The 18986-nt window shown below is 28.6% G+C and carries 11 protein-coding genes; 8 read left to right on the forward strand and 3 right to left on the reverse strand.

What is annotated here, in order from left to right; genetic code table 4:
* Nucleotides 1-20 precede the first annotated feature (20 nt).
* Complete coding sequence (locus ACXYRQ_RS03525; RefSeq protein ID WP_458614834.1) at nt 21-3830, reverse strand: Ig-like domain-containing protein; 3810 nt, start codon at nt 3828-3830, stop codon at nt 21-23.
* A 612-nt stretch (nt 3831-4442) separates the two neighbouring features.
* Between ACXYRQ_RS03525 and ACXYRQ_RS03530 the strand changes: the two genes are divergently transcribed.
* The gene (locus ACXYRQ_RS03530; RefSeq protein WP_458614835.1) at nt 4443-7139 is read left to right on the forward strand and encodes an HsdM family class I SAM-dependent methyltransferase; all 2697 of its coding nucleotides are present in this window, start codon (nt 4443-4445) and stop codon (nt 7137-7139) included.
* Nucleotides 7140-7202: 63 nt separating this feature from the next.
* On the opposite strand, the gene ACXYRQ_RS03535 is transcribed toward ACXYRQ_RS03530, so the two are convergent.
* Nucleotides 7203-11078, reverse strand: a complete 3876-nt coding sequence (locus tag ACXYRQ_RS03535; protein ID WP_458614836.1) for a hypothetical protein — start codon at nt 11076-11078, stop codon at nt 7203-7205.
* A 674-nt stretch (nt 11079-11752) separates the two neighbouring features.
* Here ACXYRQ_RS03535 and ACXYRQ_RS03540 point away from each other — a divergent pair.
* The 4 genes from ACXYRQ_RS03540 (at nt 11753) to rpmA (ending at nt 14046) form a co-directional block, all read left to right on the forward strand.
* Complete coding sequence (locus ACXYRQ_RS03540) at nt 11753-13060, forward strand: YitT family protein (protein WP_458607390.1); 1308 nt, start codon at nt 11753-11755, stop codon at nt 13058-13060.
* A 58-nt stretch (nt 13061-13118) separates the two neighbouring features.
* Nucleotides 13119-13364 carry a hypothetical protein gene (locus ACXYRQ_RS03545; protein ID WP_435129919.1) on the forward strand — a complete coding sequence of 82 codons (246 nt, stop codon included), beginning with the start codon at nt 13119-13121 and terminating at the stop codon, nt 13362-13364.
* Between the two features lie 112 nt (nt 13365-13476).
* The gene (gene rplU / locus ACXYRQ_RS03550; RefSeq protein WP_435129922.1) at nt 13477-13776 is read left to right on the forward strand and encodes a 50S ribosomal protein L21; all 300 of its coding nucleotides are present in this window, start codon (nt 13477-13479) and stop codon (nt 13774-13776) included.
* Between the two features lie 6 nt (nt 13777-13782).
* Entirely contained in the window at nt 13783-14046 is a 264-nt protein-coding gene (rpmA, locus tag ACXYRQ_RS03555) for a 50S ribosomal protein L27 (protein WP_458607391.1), read from the forward strand.
* Between the two features lie 25 nt (nt 14047-14071).
* Here rpmA and ACXYRQ_RS03560 read toward each other — a convergent pair whose 3' ends face one another.
* Complete coding sequence (locus ACXYRQ_RS03560) at nt 14072-14809, reverse strand: DNA-processing protein DprA (protein ID WP_458598066.1); 738 nt, start codon at nt 14807-14809, stop codon at nt 14072-14074.
* Between the two features lie 242 nt (nt 14810-15051).
* Between ACXYRQ_RS03560 and ACXYRQ_RS03565 the strand changes: the two genes are divergently transcribed.
* Genes ACXYRQ_RS03565 through ACXYRQ_RS03575 form a run of 3 tightly spaced genes read left to right on the forward strand, consistent with a single transcriptional unit; the run spans nt 15052 to nt 18978 of the window.
* Complete coding sequence (locus ACXYRQ_RS03565) at nt 15052-16128, forward strand: aquaporin (protein WP_458614837.1); 1077 nt, start codon at nt 15052-15054, stop codon at nt 16126-16128.
* 23 nt (nt 16129-16151) lie between these two features.
* Entirely contained in the window at nt 16152-16850 is a 699-nt protein-coding gene (locus tag ACXYRQ_RS03570) for an NERD domain-containing protein (protein WP_458607393.1), read from the forward strand.
* Nucleotides 16831-18978 carry a helix-hairpin-helix domain-containing protein gene (locus tag ACXYRQ_RS03575; RefSeq protein ID WP_458607394.1) on the forward strand — a complete coding sequence of 716 codons (2148 nt, stop codon included), beginning with the start codon at nt 16831-16833 and terminating at the stop codon, nt 18976-18978. Before ACXYRQ_RS03570 ends, ACXYRQ_RS03575 begins: the two co-directional genes overlap by 20 nt.
* Nucleotides 18979-18986 lie beyond the last annotated feature (8 nt).

Here is an 18986-nt window from a genome sequence, read left to right on the forward strand (position 1 = left end):
TGCGATGTAAATATTAATAATTAATCTTGTTTCATTAATGTTTCTAATTGATTTCAAGCTTTTTCTAAATCAGTAACTGATGCTGTTTTAGTCATGCCTCAAACCTTATACGCTTGTGCATATACTGCACTTCCTTTGGTAAGGGTGTAGTTTTTGCTAATAAAGTTGTTTAGTAAGTATCAAACTTTATCAACTACTTTTGATCTTCGTTCTGCTAGTGCATCAGCAGATGTAGTTTTAAATACAAATGTTTTAAAATTACTTGCATCTTCTGATGAAACAGTAACTATTAAAGTTTCATCTTGTAAGGTTGTAAAGATATTAGCATTATTTGTAGCAGAAATATGTAATTTATCCAAACTTTGATCTGGTCCTAAAGTATAAGTTGTAATATCTGCTTTTTCATTAAATCCTGGATAGTTATTTTGATCATATTTTACAGTTGTTTCAAAACTACTTTGTTTTGAAACATTTGTATTTGGAGCAAGAACTTGAAACTCTTTAATTTGCACTGAATTTTTATTGGTTGGGATGCTAAATTTAATTCTTACTGCATATGCATCAACTGGTTTAGCAAAGATTAACTCAGTATAATCATTTGGTTTAATAGTTGGGTTTTGGTTTTGTAAGGTGATGTGGGTTCAGGTACCAGTTTTTAAGTTTGTTGCAGTTAATGAATTATCATTCAGATTAGATAATTGAATTTTTGTAGAATCGGTTAATCCTGTGACTGCTGATGATAAATATTCCACACTAACAGTTGTAGGAATACCTACTTTCTTAGCATCATCAGCTGCTGCAAATCATACTTTAACTCGATCTATTTTAACAGACTTAGATGTAGAATCCCCAAAAGCAACTCCAACATAGTTATCATTAGCAGTATTTGTTGTATCTGTATGTGTTTCGCTTTGCTTTACTGTTTTAGATTCTTCTGTTTTTGCAACAGATGCTACTGCTGAACCGCTTGAATGTCCATCTTGTCCTTTTCCTTCTTGATTATCTGTAGCGCCAGTTCCTGTTTGTGATGCTGTATGTTCTGTATTGGACTTATCAGAACCAGATTCTGAACCCCCTGAACTAGCAACTTGTGTTTTTGGTGTACTTTCTGCTTCAGTATATTTATTGCTTCAAACAGGAGTTGTTGTATTTGTTGCAGCATTCCCATCGTTTAATGAATCTACAGAATATGTGACAGCACCACTATCTTGTGATGTACTTGCACTCATAGTAGAAGAAGCGAATGCAGCAGGGAATAATGCAGTAGTTTGTCCTTGAGTAGTTGCAGGTTTTTGAGAGACAACGGAAGCTGTAGTGCTTTCGCCTCTAGTTACCTTGGCAACATATAATTTTGCTTTTAAGTTTGTTCCAGCAACACTTGCTTCTTTCATCACAACATCAGTTGAATTAAGTTCATCATCGGATAATGTAGGGAATATAACAGCCCTTGTATATGCTCTACCTAAATCATCAAATACAGTAACAGTATTAGGTAAATCAGGTGCATATCCACTTAAAGTTGAAATATGAATATCTGAAACACTTTTAATATCATGCACAGCTACAACTGCTGATACAGTTCTAGTTAAGTTTCGATATGTTGCGGTTCCACTATAAGTAAAGAATCCAACATTATTTGCTGTTGTTGGAACATTATTTCATGTTACATCAACATATCTAGCATATTTATCTCCTGGATAAATTGCTTCGATGTATTTAGGTAAATTAATGCTATCACCTTTTAAAACATCTAAGGTTTGAGTTTTAGCAACTGCTAATTCATCCATTCTAAATGAGAAAGGAGAAGTAGGTGATTCTAAGACATTGATACTTACAGGTGCAGATGTATATGAAATTCCTTGATATGTTACTTTCATCACGACTTGTTGAGCATTAGTAAAGTGACGACCGATAAAATTACCACTTTGATAACTAAAGTATATATTTGGATTTTGATTATTTACTAAGTGAAATTCAATTCCATTTTTATCTAGGTCTTTTGGCTCTATCTTAGTGTTATCATTTGCGATTAAATTAAATATAACAGGTTGTGCTTGTCCAATGGTAATGTCTGGAACTGAGAAAGCAACAGTGGTAAGTTTTTTGGTATTGGTAAGTAATCTATGAGTATAAGTATATGTTTTAACTTGTCCTGTTTCTGATCAAACTAATGCATATCATTTTTTGGTATTTGCATCAATTTGGATGCTAAAGGTTTGCACCCTTGCACGACTTGGTTGTGGTAAGTTAAAATCTACTTCGGCTGGGAAATTATCACTAGGACTACTGGTTCCGTTATAATCAAGTTTGTCGGGAGAAAATAATGTCGATGTATCTGTTGTTATACCATGTCCTTTAACAACAATAGAATCAAGCGAGTTACTACTATCCTTTTCTCTGTGTCCTTGTGCTTTGGTAGCACCATATACAAACACTTCTCTTAAACCAAAAACATAATTATGAGTATCATCACGTGGATAGTTTTCATAATCAAAACGAATATATTGTGCATTAACTTTTTCAAAAGTTATTACATAGTTGTTGCTATTATTAGCATCTTGTATATTAGCAGATGTATTTAATGCGAAGTTATCACTTTTACTTTGATTAAATACCCGATGAAATGTTTGTCCATCTTCTGATGTGGAAATATATAAGTATTTTGGTCCGTTATTACCTGTATTAAAATCAGCAAACATAAATAACTTAACACCTGCAATATCTTGTTTGGTTTTTAAATCAATTGTTATTTGTCCTGTCTTAGCATCTGCTTGAAGATCTCCTGCATAGTTGGTAAATCTATTTTCACTACTATTTCAAGTTCCATCAACTATATTGGTAATAGCATCGCCAGAACCAGTTTTAGCAGGTTTAACAGTCGCTGTTGCATGATTGACATCAGATGCATTAGTATTTACAATGTTAGTAGATGTATTAGTTGTATAGTTATTATCTACAACTTTTAAGTATGCTGTTACGGGTCTATTAGTATAGTCTTTTAGATGTCCTTGGATTGTGATATCTTGCTGTGTACCTTTTGCTGTTGAAACTGATGAATGCTCATTTCATACAACAGGTTCATTAAATGTAACAAATTTAGAGATGACTTTAACTGTTTCAGGTAAGGTTACTTTATCATTCTCATATACTGTAATATAAGGATTTTCTATCTGAAAAGCACTTTCATTATATACTTCATATTCTTTTACAAATTGCTTACCTGCAACTGTTCCAGTAATTTGATAAACAGCAGGAGTTTCCTTTTTAATTTTTGATGTTTCTCATGAAACAGGAACTTCTTTAGTTGTTCCATCACTATAGTATGCTTGCACTGTATATGGTAATGAAAGTTCTTTGTTCACTTGACTGTATAAATTGTTTGCATCGATTGCTACAACACTAGCAGCTTCTTTTTTAGGAACAACTGGTTCCTGTGTTTGATTTGTTCCTGAACCATCTGGGTTTCCTGAGCCAGGCTTTGTTCCGTCTTCTGGTGTTGTAGTACCTGTCCCTGAACCATCACTAGGTTTATTCCCGCTTTCACCAGAACCACCTGGATTTTGTGTTTGTGAACCATCTCCTTGTCATGGTTTAGTTTCTTCTCCAGGATTGGTTGTTTCACCACCTGGTTTTGGTGTTCCATCGCTAGGTTTGCTTCCTTCATCAGGTGGGGTTTGATTACCTGGTTTAGTTTGCTCACTTGGTGGTGTTTCTTTTCCTGGTGTTTCCGGTTTAGCAGCAGGTGTTTGACTTCCACAACTAGCTGCTATCGCTGTTGTAGAAGCAGATATAAATAAAAGAGATTTAAGTAATTTATTTCTTTTTCTCATTTTTTCCTTTCTTATTATAAAGTTAGATGATTTATCAAATCATCTAAATATACTATTTACTAGAAAATATGTTTTATATTTAAAATAATCAAATAAAACACTTTTAATTTTATTTAAATTTTTGAATTGTTTTTTTTTTTTTTTGTTTTTAGGTAATTTTAAAAGATAAAACTGGAAATTTTTATTTTCTTTTCATTATTAGGTTGTTTAAATATACATAAAATTTATATTTATTTATATTATACTCAACAACAATAGAGATAATTTCAATATAAAGAAACGAAAATATTTAAATGTTAGTGGTTTAGTAAACTATTTTATTTGTGATTAAGGCTACATTTTTTCGGCCGCACCAACTCACTAAAAGAAACGATCAAATTCTTTTTCCTAATACCTTATATTTGGTATTTAAGAGAAAGATTATATTTTTCTTGGTTTTTTACAAAACTATGATATTATTATTAAGAACCTTGTTTAAGACAAGAATGAAAGACTTATAGGTCTTACTGCTTGAGATAACCCTCCTTTCACATAATAATTCAGAGACATAAGTCTCTTTTTTTACCTTTTTAAACCGTTATATCAAAATCATATATAATTAGAAAGATACTTATGGATGCAATATACTTAAACACTTTATTAAATGCTTTTCCTTTGTTTTCAAAAGAAGATGGTGTTGTAACAATCAGAATCAAGAATGCTATTATTAAAATAGATTTAAATAATCAAAAATGAAGTATAGAAAACTTTAAAAACTTTGGACACCAAAGGATTTTTGATTTAAGCAAAAATGAAAATTGATCCGTTTTGATGTTAGTTGCTTCTCTGTTAGAAAAAGGATATAAGAAATCACAAATATATTTAGAAAAAAGTTGAAAACTCGGTCATAACACATCAGGTTTTGCAGATGTAGTTGTATTAAAAGATGCAAAACCTTATTATATTTTTGAAGTTAAAGATATAAACTCAATCCATAAATATATCAATCATAAATCTGCTAAGCATACTATGCAAATATTTAGTTATCTTTTTCAAGATAAAAACATCAAGGTTGGCAGTTACTACACCTATAACTTTATAAATCAAAGTCACCAATTTTTTAATATTTTTATAAACGATATTTTAACAAAAGCAGAATCAACTGAATCAATGTATGAAATATGAAACAAACAATGAGATATAAGTAATTTTGTTTTCAATAACAATCTCTTTGAAGCAGAATTTCAAGTAATTAAATATCATCAATTAAAAAAAATAGATTCTGATGCGATGAAACTTATTTTTAACCAGTTTTTAAGCATTCTTAGACAAAATAGTGTTTCTGATAAATCTAATGCATTTGATAAGATGATTAATATTTTTATTACAAAAGTATATGATGAAATTTTAGAAGATAGTAATTTTGAAATAGATGGACAAAAAATTAATGGGATGCAATTTCAATTCATCAATAATATTGATAATGATTTAAGTTTTCTTAAAAGATTAAATGATTTATACAAAAATGGTATGAATTATTGTATGAAAAAACAAATTATTGACTACTCTGATTCGGAAATTGAATCAATCATTGAAAATAATGATAATAAACAAAAACTCCGTCAAGTTATAGATGATTTGCGATTAAAGAAAAATAATGCTTTTTCCTTCATTGAAGTTTTTGATGATAAAACATTTATCGAAAACAACGGTGTTTTAAAAGAAATGGTTTTATTACTGCAATCATATAAATTTAAATACAACAACAAACACCAATTTTTAGGGGACTTTTTCGAAGAACTTCTTAACACATCTTGAAAACAAGAATCTGGACAATTCTTTACTCCAATGCCGATAGTAGAATTTATGGTTAACTCCCTACCTATTGAAACAATTATTAAATCTAAGTTAGAACAAAGAAATATAGATTTTATTCCTAAAATGATTGATTACGCTAGTGGAAGTGGACACTTTTTGGTTTCGTATATGGATTATATCGAAAATGTTATCCAAAAACTTCAACCAAATTATACATCTGCTATAAATAAACTGATTCAAAGTTATCAAGTTAACCCGTTTAGTTGAGCAAATGAGCATGTTATTGGGATAGAAAAAGATTATCGATTGGCAAAGACATCTAAAATATCTACATTTTTAAATGGGGATGGTGAAGCACAAATTATTAATGCGGATGGAATTAATAAATTTAATTCTATTGAATTTATTAATAGTCCTTTATACACCGAGAAAACTTTCAATCCTATTTTTGATTTTGTTATCGCAAATCCTCCTTTTTCTGTTGCCGGTTTTTTAAAAAATGTTTTAAAAAACAATGTATCTAGTGAAGATTTTAGTTTACTGAAAACCTTGGATGCTAAAAGTAGTGAAATAGAAGTATTATTCATTGAAAGAACTTATCAGTTGCTTAAAGATGATGCTTATGCAGCTATAATTCTACCTAGATCTTTTTTAACAGCCGCACAATATGCAACAGCACGCGAATTTGTTTTAACACACTTTAAGATTAGAGCAATTTTTGAATCAGCTGATATAACTTTTAGTGGTACTACAACATCTCCAATTATCTTGTTTATGCAAAAACAAGAAAAGGTAGAGTTAAATTATAATATATTAGTTATTAACTCGCCTAAAACTTTGTTTGGTAGCAATAATGCCGAAAAAGAATTTTTAGGTTATGAATTTAGCACTAATCGAAATAAACTAGGAATAACCCTACTAAATGATAATTTAAAGCAAAATTATGCTCCAATTGTTAAAGAATTTCTTACCAGAAATACTACAAGTAAGTTAAATAAGTTTACTTTTATTAAAAATATTAATCAGATGTTGTTGTTAGATAAAGATCAAAAACGTATTATTTATCCAAGATTTAACAAACCGAAAACTGGTTATATCAGTATCAACGATATCGCTGATGCAATTAATCCTGTTTATGATAAAAATGTAAATTATAAATACTTAGAAATATCAGATATCCAAAATGGTAAAATTAAACATGAAAATAATAAAAATAAAAAATCATCAAAAGTTGCTTTAAAAGGTGATATTGTCTTTTCAAGTCTACCGAATGCTAAAAAAATAGCTATCGCAGATGATAATTATTTTGTGTCCGCTGCTATATATGTAATAAGAATTACAGATAAGAAAATCAGAGATAATTTTTATAACTATATTTATAATAATACTAACAATATTATCTATGATATGAATGTTTTATTAGATGGTTTCAAAATTACATATGCAAAAATCAGTGAGTATAATTTCAAAAATAATGTATTTATGCAAAAGGATTTGATTTTTAAGAAGTAGGATCGGTTTGTCAACACTATAATTAGTATATAGAATAAAATATAGCACCATTGGTGCTATATTTTATGCTTTATTATTTTTCTTTTTCTTTAAATATCAACCAAATGAAAGTAGAGTTATAAGTGCGATTACAGAAGAAACTACTGCTGCTATTATTGCGGCTGTTGTTTTTGATTTGCTATTCCTAGAATTTGTAGGTGTTTTAGTTTCTGTATTAGTTGTTGTGCTTTCATTTGTTTTTGGTTTATCTTGTTTTGATTGATCGTTTGCTTTTGTTTGAGGGTTTTGCTCTGTGTTTGCTTGTTGGTTATTTGGATTTTTTGTTTCTTCTTGTGGTTGTGGAGTTTGTTTTTGCTCAGAAGTTATTTGTGAATCTGTTGGTTTTGATTGAGTCGGTTTATTTTTTTGATCAAGTTTTACTTCTACTTCGTTTTTTAAAGCAGTAAGTGCTTTGGTATTATTATTTTCTGGTTTATCTAATTTTGCTTGATATGTTGGTTTGTCTGCTTCTGAAAGCTTATTAATTAATGTTTGAACTTCTGCTTTTAAATCAGCTAAATCTTTCGCTGTCTTTTCATTAGCAAGTTGATCATTAACTGCTTTTTGCGCGATATTCAACTCTTGCAGATTAGTAGAATCATTAACTTGTTTGGTTAGCTTAGTTTTTGCATCAGTATTTGTTATTGTTGCTGCTAATGAAGCAATTTTAGGTTTTTTAGCATCAAAATCTCTTTTATCAATTTCAGCATCTTGTTTATTTTGTTCATCTAATGCTTTTTGAACTTTAACTTTTACATCATTTACTTTTGAGACTACTGTTGCAATACGTAATTCTTCTTGCAATTGAGATTTATTATTTTGGTCTTTAATTTGATCTATTAATTTCTGTGTATCTACAATTGCATTAATAAATATTGATAGTTCTTTATAAGTTCTTACAGAATTTGGAACATGATCCGAACCTTTTCCTTGAAGAAATTCAATTAAATGTGCTTTTCTCTGATCTACATCAGAAAGTTTTCTTAAATCCATTACAACTGCAAATCTAAATTTTTCTAGCAATTGATTACCGATACCAATTGCTTTTTTAAGTTTTTCCTCTGAACCCTCAGCATCGCGAATAATTTGTCTAAATTTAGTAGTTCCAATTCCATTAACCCCATCTTCTTGACTAATAAACAATGTTTTTGTTCATAAATCATATGCATCAGCTATTAATTTACCAACAAAAGTTTTTGCTGCTTTAACAGTATCTACTGCCCTTGATAAATCAATAACATTATTTGTTAATGCCTTAGAAAATTCGGTTGAAACTGTATCAAATGATTCTTTTTTCTGTGGATTTGAATCAACTAACATTTTATCTAAATCAAATTTATTTTTATACTGAATAACTAATTCGGAATTTAACTCTGAATTTAATTGTGTTAATATACCTTGTTTAGTATTATCAGATTCGTTTGTTGGATTACCATATAGAAAATAATTAACCAATTGAGCACTAGTCATTGTTGCTTTATTTTTTTGATAATATTCTTTAAATGTGTCCCTGGTTTTTTGAACGGTTAATTTTTCAATTAAATCTGGAATCAGACTTTGATCTGCATCCACTGCTTTATTTTTCGCTTCAAATAATTTTGTTTTCAACTCTTGTAATTTTTTAAGTTTATCTGTATTTGATGTGGCTTTTTTGGCTTCTTCAAGTTCATTATCAAATTTAGTTGATTGATCACTTGTTAAAGCTCCAACGGTTGCTTTTAAGGTAGCGATATCTGCTGCATTAGCATCTTCTAAAACTTTAATTATTTTTTCAGTTGTGGTATCTTCAACAATGCTTGATTCAACTGTTTTAAGGTTTGCATAGATAGTATTAATATCAGCTATTTCTTTATCACCATCTTTGGTTACATTATTGAAATTAGTTTGTTTTTGCTTTTGTGCTTCATTAATTATATCTTGAATGCTCTTTACATAACCTAATTCAACCTCGTTAATTGCTTTTCTTTTTGCAACAGCATTATTTGCAGTTTGTGCCTTAGTTAATAATTGTAAAAATTTAGCACGATTATCGATTTGGTCAAATTTAAAATTCTTGAGTTCATCTTCATTTTTGTCTTTTTGTACTTTTTCTATTGTTTCACTATATTCTTTTGCTTTTGTCGCAATTTTCTCAAGTATATCAGTAACAGACTTACTAATATCTGCAGAAGTTGCATCGGTTTTATCTAAAATAGGTGAAATTATTTCATTAAATGCTTTTAAAAGTTCTTGCTTTTTAGCATCATCAGCGATTTTATTTATTTCATCTAATGCGGCCTTTTTAATATTTAAAGTAGATATATATAATTCAAAAAGTCATTTAATTTGATCTAATTTTAATAATGAATCATTTACAGAAGCATTCAATAAATCAATGAATGCACTTTTAACATTTGATGGAACTTCTGTATTTTTATTTAATAAATCAACTTCTTGCTTAACAAAGTCTTGTTTTTTTAGTGTTGCATTAACTTGTTCTTCAAGCAGATTAATATCATAAAGTGTTTTATTTTCATCGCTTATTATTTGACTTAAATTATCAGAATATGTTTTTTGCACCGTATTGCTTGAATCTATTTTAGCAATCAACGCTTTTAATTCAGCAACTTTATTACGGAACATTTTAACAGATTTGATAAATGATTCTTTTTGAAGTTCTGGATTTTCATTCATTATTGAATCATATTGAATCTGAGTAACCCTTTGATCTAAATAGTTTCCGTTAAATAAACGTTTATTTTCTATAGTAATGATTTTTTCACCTGCTTGGTCAAATTTAACTTTAAAATTATCTAATCTTTGTGAAATAGCAAGTGTATGTGTATTAACTCACAATAAATCAAGTGCTTTATCAAGATCATTTTTTACTTTATCTAACTCTGCTTGTGTTTTTGCATTTTTAATTTGATTATCAAACTTATCTAAATCTTCTGACTGTTTAGTTAATTGAATTAATGAATCCTTTTGAGCATCTAAAAGTAACTGACCTCTTTGATTTTCATCTGTATTCTCAGTTTTTAATTTACCTAATACTTTTGTTTTTAGACTTTCAAGTTTATCATTTACATTTGCATCAGGGTTATCTAATAGTGCAGTTTCTAATGAGATTTTAATAGCATTTAACTCTTTTTGTAATTGTGGCTGAGAATCTGCATTTGCTTCTTTTTTATCTTTTATAAGTGATATTAATCTTTGTAAATAATCTATAGTTTCAAAATTCTTTTGATAATCCGATCTAACCTTTAATGATTGAAGTTGTTTAACTAAACTATTCGGTTTATCTGAATCATCAATAGATGCAGCATATGCTTCATTTTGCTTAAAGCGATCATCATTTATTTTCGCTTCATCTGTTTGTTGTTTTTGAACTTTTCATAATAAATTTTGATATTCATCTAAATAAAAAGTTTTTTTAATTTCATCAATGAAGTTAGATTTTGCAACCTTGTTAAATAACGATTCAATCGCATCAGAAACTTTGATTAATGATCATGCTTTTTCAAAAAGAATTGACATCTTGTTAGCATCCATTTCGCTTGGGTTTGCTTTCTTATTAACCGTATTTAAACTACGTAAGTCGTCTAACAATTCATTGCTTTTATAGTCAAAATAAGATGTTTTTGAAAATCTCTTGGTATTTACAGTATTTTTAATAGCATTGATATCTTTTAAATATTGTTCTTTTCTTTCTACCGGCGCAACAGGAACAACATCAATTGGTTTTTCTTGTTTAGGTGGTTTGGGATTTATTTCAGTTTCCTTTGCTTTCTCTTCTGAAGTTAGTTCAGATGATCTAGGTGCATACACAGCAGCAATAACTGCAGCAGTAACTGCAGATGCAAAAACTGCTGAAGAAACTAAAAACATTGCTAATTTATTTTTCTTTTTCTTGTCTTTCATAAGGTCCTCCATATATATATATATATATGATTGTATTAATATTAATTTTTTAAATGTAGAATAATTGTATCAAATTTTGAGAATTTCCTGTGTTATTTTTTTAAATAAAAATGAAATTATTTTCTTACTTCTCGTACACAAAGTGATAAAATATTAAAAAAGGTGGCAGAGTGAATCTTGCTTGGATTTAATGCACACCTACTTACGGTTGGAACACCGTCTGAGTTATCGTATTAACAAAAGTAGGTGGTTGAAACTGTTTTTAATTACTTTAACGGATAACACAAGTTTGCCTGTGTGTTTGTTGACAACTGTGGTGGTTGCAATCAAACGTTACCAAACATAGGTTTTCGGTTGATCGCTATGTGAATAGCAGTATAAAAACTCCGTGTGTTAGTAGCACCCAGAATCCGAAAAGAGTATATTGACCAAAGTCAAGGTGCTTGGTGAAAACCCAGTATTTAAAATGAACCTTAGCTAAGTTCATGCTGTGCCAGAATAAAAGTGATTATCTGCAGCTCGGGAGTGTCGGACAACACTCTCCCTTTTTTTATATTTTGATTCATAAATGATAAAGTTTTTGTGGAAATATAACTTTATTTTCCCGTTACATAGTTATTTTTGAAAATACAATAAATTTCTTTTTTATTAAAAAAGAATAAAATTATATCAATATGACTTCATTAGATAATACTAATTCAAATGATAATAATTGCTGTGAGTTTCACATAAATAAAGCATTAGATGAGCATAAAGTTGCTAATATAGTAGACAAAAAATTAAACAATAATATCGATTTAGAAAACATCGAAAATAACACACATCATCTTAAATACAAGATGGGTGTATATCTTTTAAATTCTAAAGATCATGGATTAAATTTTAAAAGATTGTTCAAAAGATACTGAAATAAGATAATCTTTATATTTATTGCTTCTTTATTGTTTAATGCAGGAATTCAAATCTTCTTAAAACGAGCAGAAACTATCCCATCTGGTGTAACTGGAATACCTACATTAATTCAATATGCAGTACCTGCTGTGGAACCTTATTTTGCTTTGTTATATTTAGCATTCAATATCCCTTTATTTTTAATTTTTGGATGAAAGATTAAAAAAAGTTTTATCTTTTTAACCCTAACGTTTATGTTATTTCAGATATTAACTAACCTTTTCTTTACTACCCCTGTAATATCTGTCGGCTTACAGGAATTTATTACATTTACTGAAAGAAATGAACCTACAAGCAACTGAAGTAATATCGTTTATTCTTTTATTGGTGCATTATTTATTGCTTTAGGTATCTCGATTTCTTGAAGATCGGGTGGATCGACCGGTGGAACTGATATTATTGCTTATTATTTTTCGGTTAAATCAAAGAAAAATGTAGGCCATGTGTTATCAATTATCGGAGTTGCTACTGCTATTACATTTTTAATCATCTTTGCTTTTTTAAAACCTAACTATTTATATCCCAATCCATTAGATAACGAAGGGAGGGTTATTACAAATATTGCAAATATGCCTGTATACAAGGATAATGCATTTATAAATGGTAGTTGAGATATAAATAAACTCAAAGAAATTTTTAACAATAAAAATAGTGTTAATGGGAGTGGTCCACATCGAATTTATTTTGGTATCCGTGAATTAACAACATTTTTATATATTTTAATTGTTAATGTTTTTATTGATATTCTTTATCCAAAATATAAAAAAGTTGATGTCACTATTATCAGTTGTAATCCTGAAAAAGTATTAGCTTACTTTCGTCTAATAAACTACTGACATTCATATCGAATTGAATCTTATAAATCAGGATATACAGGTAAACAAGCAACAAAAATTTCAACAGTTATGCTTATTTTAGAAACACCTAACATAATTTCTGATTTAAAATTAATTGATCCAAACATTTGAATATCAATTTCAAGGGTAAAACAAGTTGTCGGAAACTTTAATACCGAATTTGTCGAACATTAAAATTAGTGCTATTTTAGTGCTAATTTTATTTTTATTAATAATAAAAGTGGAGGTATAAATGAGACTTAATCAACTACAAGAAATTAAAGGAAGACAACTTAACAAGATTAAACCAGGTTTTGCTTTTTTAAGTTTACTCACTGGTATTCCTTTGTTAGCTTCATCACTTGCTTCAATAGTTGGTTTGTTTAGAACAGCATTTTCAGCAAATGGTGAAATAAAAGATAAAACAACAACTTACAAATGAAGTCATAATGAGAAAAGTTCAACAACAAATTCTAAAACAAACTATATTATCTTTTAATTTGGATATAAACTCTTTTTGGTATAATAAATTAGTTACCATGAGTAACCGTTCTGAAAAGGTTTAAGTAGCATAGCTCACCTCAAAGACGAGCCACTTTTTGGAGGATTGCATGTTAGCAATTATTGAAACAGGTGGAAAACAAATTTTAGTTAAAGAAGGACAAACCATTTTTATCGAAAAAATCGATGGAGAAGAGGGTAGTGAAGTAAAATTTGATAAGGTTTTACTTGTAGATACCAAGATTGGTACTCCTTATTTAAAAGATGCTTTTGTAACCGGAACAATTGAAAAACAAGGTAAAGCAAAGAAAATTATAGTATATCGTCACAATGCAAAATCAACACACAAAAGAAAGCTTGGACACCGTCAACCATATACACGTGTTAAGATAGTGTCTATTCAAGGATAATAAGAAATGGCAAAGACAAAAGCAGGTGGATCTACACGTAATGGTCGTGATTCACACTCAAAACGTTTAGGTGCTAAATTAGGTGACGGACAATTCGCTACTGCTGGATCAATTATTTATAGACAACGTGGAACCAAAATCCATGCAGGTAATAATGTGGGGCGTGGTGGCGATGATACTTTATTTACTTTAATTGATGGTTATATAAAATACGAAAGCAGAAGAAACAGAAAATTTGTTTCAGTATACCCTGAAAGAAAATTAAATTAACAAAAGAAGGGCATTCGCTCTTCTTTTAAATATTCAGTACCTTTGATATTGATCAAATCAGATTAGCACCCGATGCAATAAGTTGGTTATTACCATCATCAATATCAGAACCTGGAAAGCAAAATATTTCTTTGCCTAAGTTTAAAAATGCTGATATTAAATTATTTGACTTAGATTCTTTTTTTAGTGACAAGGATAACAAACATTTTGCTAGTGTTGCTGCAATAAAATTACTTTGTTTAAAGTATTTAATCTGTGGATGTGTATCAGGTGGATATTGACTTATAACAAGTTCATTATCTAAATTCATTCCACGATAATCATAACTATCAAGACCTTCCTTGGCTAAATGTATGATTTTACCTCCTTTAGATCGAAATAAATTTACAAATTCACTTTCGGTCTTTTTGTAATCATTGGTTATCAATACAACTTCTTTTACTAGTACATCAAGGTTTTTGTTTATTATGCTCCAATTATAAGTGTCTCAAAGTTCATTAATAATATAAAATTTTTCTTTTGCAGCAACTAAATCATAATTACCACGATAATAAATAGCAAAAACACATTCATTTATTTCATATAACTCCTTAGGATAGTTGTTTTCGATAATTGTTTTATATTCGATACCTAAATTTCTTAGGTTGTTTTTAATATTTTCTATTTCTTTATTAGGAATCTGACTACCATTTTGAATGTGTTTATAAATTTGATATTGGTCGCCTTTAAATTTTGTACTAAAATATAAAATTACATCTTTCATCATTTCTCCGTTTTTATTATTTATTTTTTTACAAAATAAACTGTAAATGAACCAAAAAAGGAAATGAATTTATATGACTACACATTATTTTATATTATTTTTGTATAAAAAGGTATATAATAATCATTAAATAAATAACATTATTATTTATGTTTAATCACCATTTATATTATTTATATAATTAATAGAAATAAAATAATGTTTGAAATAAAAACTAAATCAAAATTAAGAACGGAAACATAATGGATAAAACTTGTAATTCACCCAAACCAAGTGTTTTTAGTTTTTTTAAACTAAGAAGAAAAAACAGAACATCTGCAGAGCGTCCCAAAGATATAAAATCTTGAATTATTCATGGTTTTTCAGAGTTTTTTGGAACATTATTATTAACATTACTGCTTGCGGGTTTATCTACTAATATAACTGTTGTAAAAGGACAAGGTTCTCCTTTAACAATAGAAAACTTTTTATTACATCCAATTGTAGTCGGTTTTTATGTGGGGTTTATAGCCGTTGGTTTAGTTTTATTTATTTTCAACAGATGAAGTAGTGACCTAAATCCTGCTGTGTCAATGTATCGATATCTGTGTGGTAGTCAAACAGGTTGATATGTATCATATAAAATATTTATGCAAATGCTTGCAGCAATAGTTGCTGGTGCTATTATTTTTGCTGTTGGTAAAGCAACCGCAGCACATCATATTGGTTATTTATCTAATCAACCTTGAAATACAATAACTGCTACCAAAAAAGCATATTACTTTTTCCGTGGAGACTGAACACCTAATTATGCAATGCTAAGTGGTTCGATATGAATATTTTTTATTGAACTAATTATGACTGCAATCTTGCTTTTTCCTATTTTTTCGCCTAATATAAATGATAAATACCGTGATATCTTAATAATGTTTATTTTTTCTCTTACTGTATGAATGGGGCTTTTAGGTGGGTCGGTAGCCATTAATCCATTTCGTGGTTTAGCACAACAATTACCTGTTCTTGCTTTTGAAAACAACATCGCTTCAGATGGATACTTACAAATTAAAAACACCTTGCAAGGCTATGATGTTATCAAAGATGCAACAAATTCTGTTTCTGCTGCAGTAGTATCTGTTTATCGAAATTCAGTAATTTCTGCAACAATTTCAATGATGTTAGGTGGTTTATTTGCTCCTGCATTCTATATGTTTATGCAAGGATTGACTGCTCGATGATTTAATCCTTGTGTGCTAAAAATTATTGGTTTTAAAAATAAAAAAGCAGAATGTATGGAAAAATGTGAAGAATCAAACCAAAATGGTAAAATTGAACATAAATAGTTCAATTTTTTAATCGGAGTAATATGGATTGAAAAACACACTTAATTTTAACCATCTTTTTTATTAGTTTTTTTACTTTACTTTTTATAACCCTTGTGATTTGATATTTGATATGAAAATACAAATACGATTACAAAAGCAATAAAAAAGGACATATATATGAACAAAAAATTTCGCAAGCAATCAAAAAAGCATTAGTTAAAAAGAGTTTTGAATATGTAAATGGTGGAATTTTTTATTATCAACAAAAAGCATTCGAAACAGATGGATATTTAATTTCTGATTCTTTTTTAGTCATATGCGAAATTAAGTTATATCAAGGAGAAATAGTAGGTTTATGAACTGATGATAAACTTAAAATATATAACAAAAATCACAAAAAACCAAATTTTGTAAATAACCCTATCTTACAAGCACAAAGAAATCTTAATCATACCTTCAAGATTATTGGTAAAAATGTTCCATATGCATATTTAATTATTGTTCCGTATATTTCGGATATACAGATAAATGATTTAGAATCTCATATTATATTTATAACGGATGATAAAATTAATGAAACAATTTCAATGCTTGATGATTTTGCTAAAAAACAAATACCAATTATAAATAAAGATGATGTTAAAACACAATTAAATGCGATGAAAGCAAAAACAAATAAAGAAAAAAAGGACTTTAAGAAACTTATTCAAAAGGAAGCATATGAATCAAAAAGTAATTAATTTATTATCAGAAAAACTAAGAATCACAACATTTCAAGTAAACAAAGTTTTATCGATGCTGCAAGAAGGAAATACAATCCCTTTTATTTCTAGATACCGTCAAGATGAAACAAAGGGTTTAAATGAAGAACAAATTTTTGAAATAGAAAAAGAATATAAGTATAATGTTGAACTTGAAATACGCAAAGAAAGTATCATTGAAATACTTAAAGAAAAAGATTTGCTAACAAATGAAATCAAAAATGCGATTTTTAAAGCACAAACAAAAAGCGAGTTAGAAGCAATCTATGAACCCTTTAAAGTTGGTAAAATTACAAAAGCCAGTCAAGCTATTTCATTGGGTTTAAAACCACTTGCAGATAGTATTTTAAATAATAAAAATCCTAAATTTAACATCCACAATGAGGCCTCAAAATATTTAAATGATAAGATTACATCAATAGATTTTGCTATTGAACAGGCTAATTTCATTATTGCTCAAAATATATCTCAAGATGTTAAAGTTAGAGATTTTGTTAAAAAATATATCATTAAGAATGCTCATTTAAAAACTAAACGAAACAAAAGTGTAGAAGACCCTGAAAATAAGTTTTTAAGTTATTATAAATTTGATCGACACATTAGAGATGTTAAAAACTATAACATACTTGCAATTAATCGAGCAAGCAAGCTAAAAATCATAACTAAAAACTTTGAATATAAAAAAGAACCTATTATAAATGGTATTTTAAGGATAGTTGATAAACATAAAATTAACGAAAAAAAACTACTTTTACCATTACAGGATGCTTTAAAACGACTTATTTTAACTTCGATTGAAACAGAAATATTTAATGAACTTTTTGAAATAGCACAACATAAAGCAATTCAGATTTTTGCTAACTCAGTTGAAAAACTTCTAACTGCTCCTGCAACATACGGACATACAGTTTTATCAATCGATCCTGGTTATAAAAATGGTTGCAAAATTGCTGTTTTAAATCCAAACGGAGATGTTTTAAAAGTAGATAAAATTTTTCCTTCTTTTACAAGGTTTTATAGTAAAGAAAACAATAATCAACCGAGTGCTACTGGTAAATTAAAAGAATTATTTGCTCAGTTTCCACAAATAGATATAGTCGTTATAGGAAACGGAACAGCTTCACAAGAAACAGAGAGATTTATCGCTGAATTTATCAAAAAAAGAAAAATTAAAGTTAAATGAACTGTGGTTTCAGAGGTTGGAGCTAGTGTTTATTCTGCATCAAAAGTAGCCCAAGAAGAATTTCCTAACTTATCCGTTGAAGAGCGTAGTGCGATCAATATCGGACGTAAATTCTTAGACCCACTAAATGAACTAGTAAAAATCGATCCTAAATCAATTGGTGTGGGGCAATATCAACATGATGTAAACCAAAAAGAACTCGAAGAATCACTAAATCACAAGGTAAATAAGGTAGTAAATGAAACTGGAGTGGACTTAAACTCAGCAACAAAATCAATTTTGTCTTATGTTTCAGGCTTAAACAAAGCAAATGTTGAAAAAATACTTGAACATCGTAGAAATAATGGTGTATTTACAAATCGCAAGCAACTGCTATCTATCAAAGGATTGGGTGAAAAAACTTATCAACAGTGTATAGGTTTTTTGAGAATCTTTAATTCAGATAACTTTTTAGACAAAACCTTCATCCACCCTGAATCATATGATTTAGCAAATAAAATTATTAACAAATACAATCTAATACCAAACGAAAAAGGAATAGATGTTTCACATTTAAATATTGAACAACTTATTGATGAATTTAATTCAAACGAATATGATATTAAACTGATTCTGGATGCTTTATCTAATCCGATAAAGAATTTTGATAAAGATAAAACTGGTTTTTTGGTAAAAGATTTTTATCTAGATGAATGAGAATTGAACCCAGGTAATAAATTAAAAGGTACAGTTGAAAATGTAACTGATTTTGGTTTATTTATTTATATTGGACTTAAAAAACATCTTTTTGTTCCAAAAAAAGATGCTAATTTACTAGGTAGCTCAATCTATGAGCAATTTTATGTAGGAATGATAGTAGACACAGAAATAGTCGAAATAGATGAAAAAAGACATCGTATTAGTGGAAAGATTATAGATAAATAACTATATCA

Source organism: Mycoplasma sp. 394 (genome assembly GCF_054353895.1).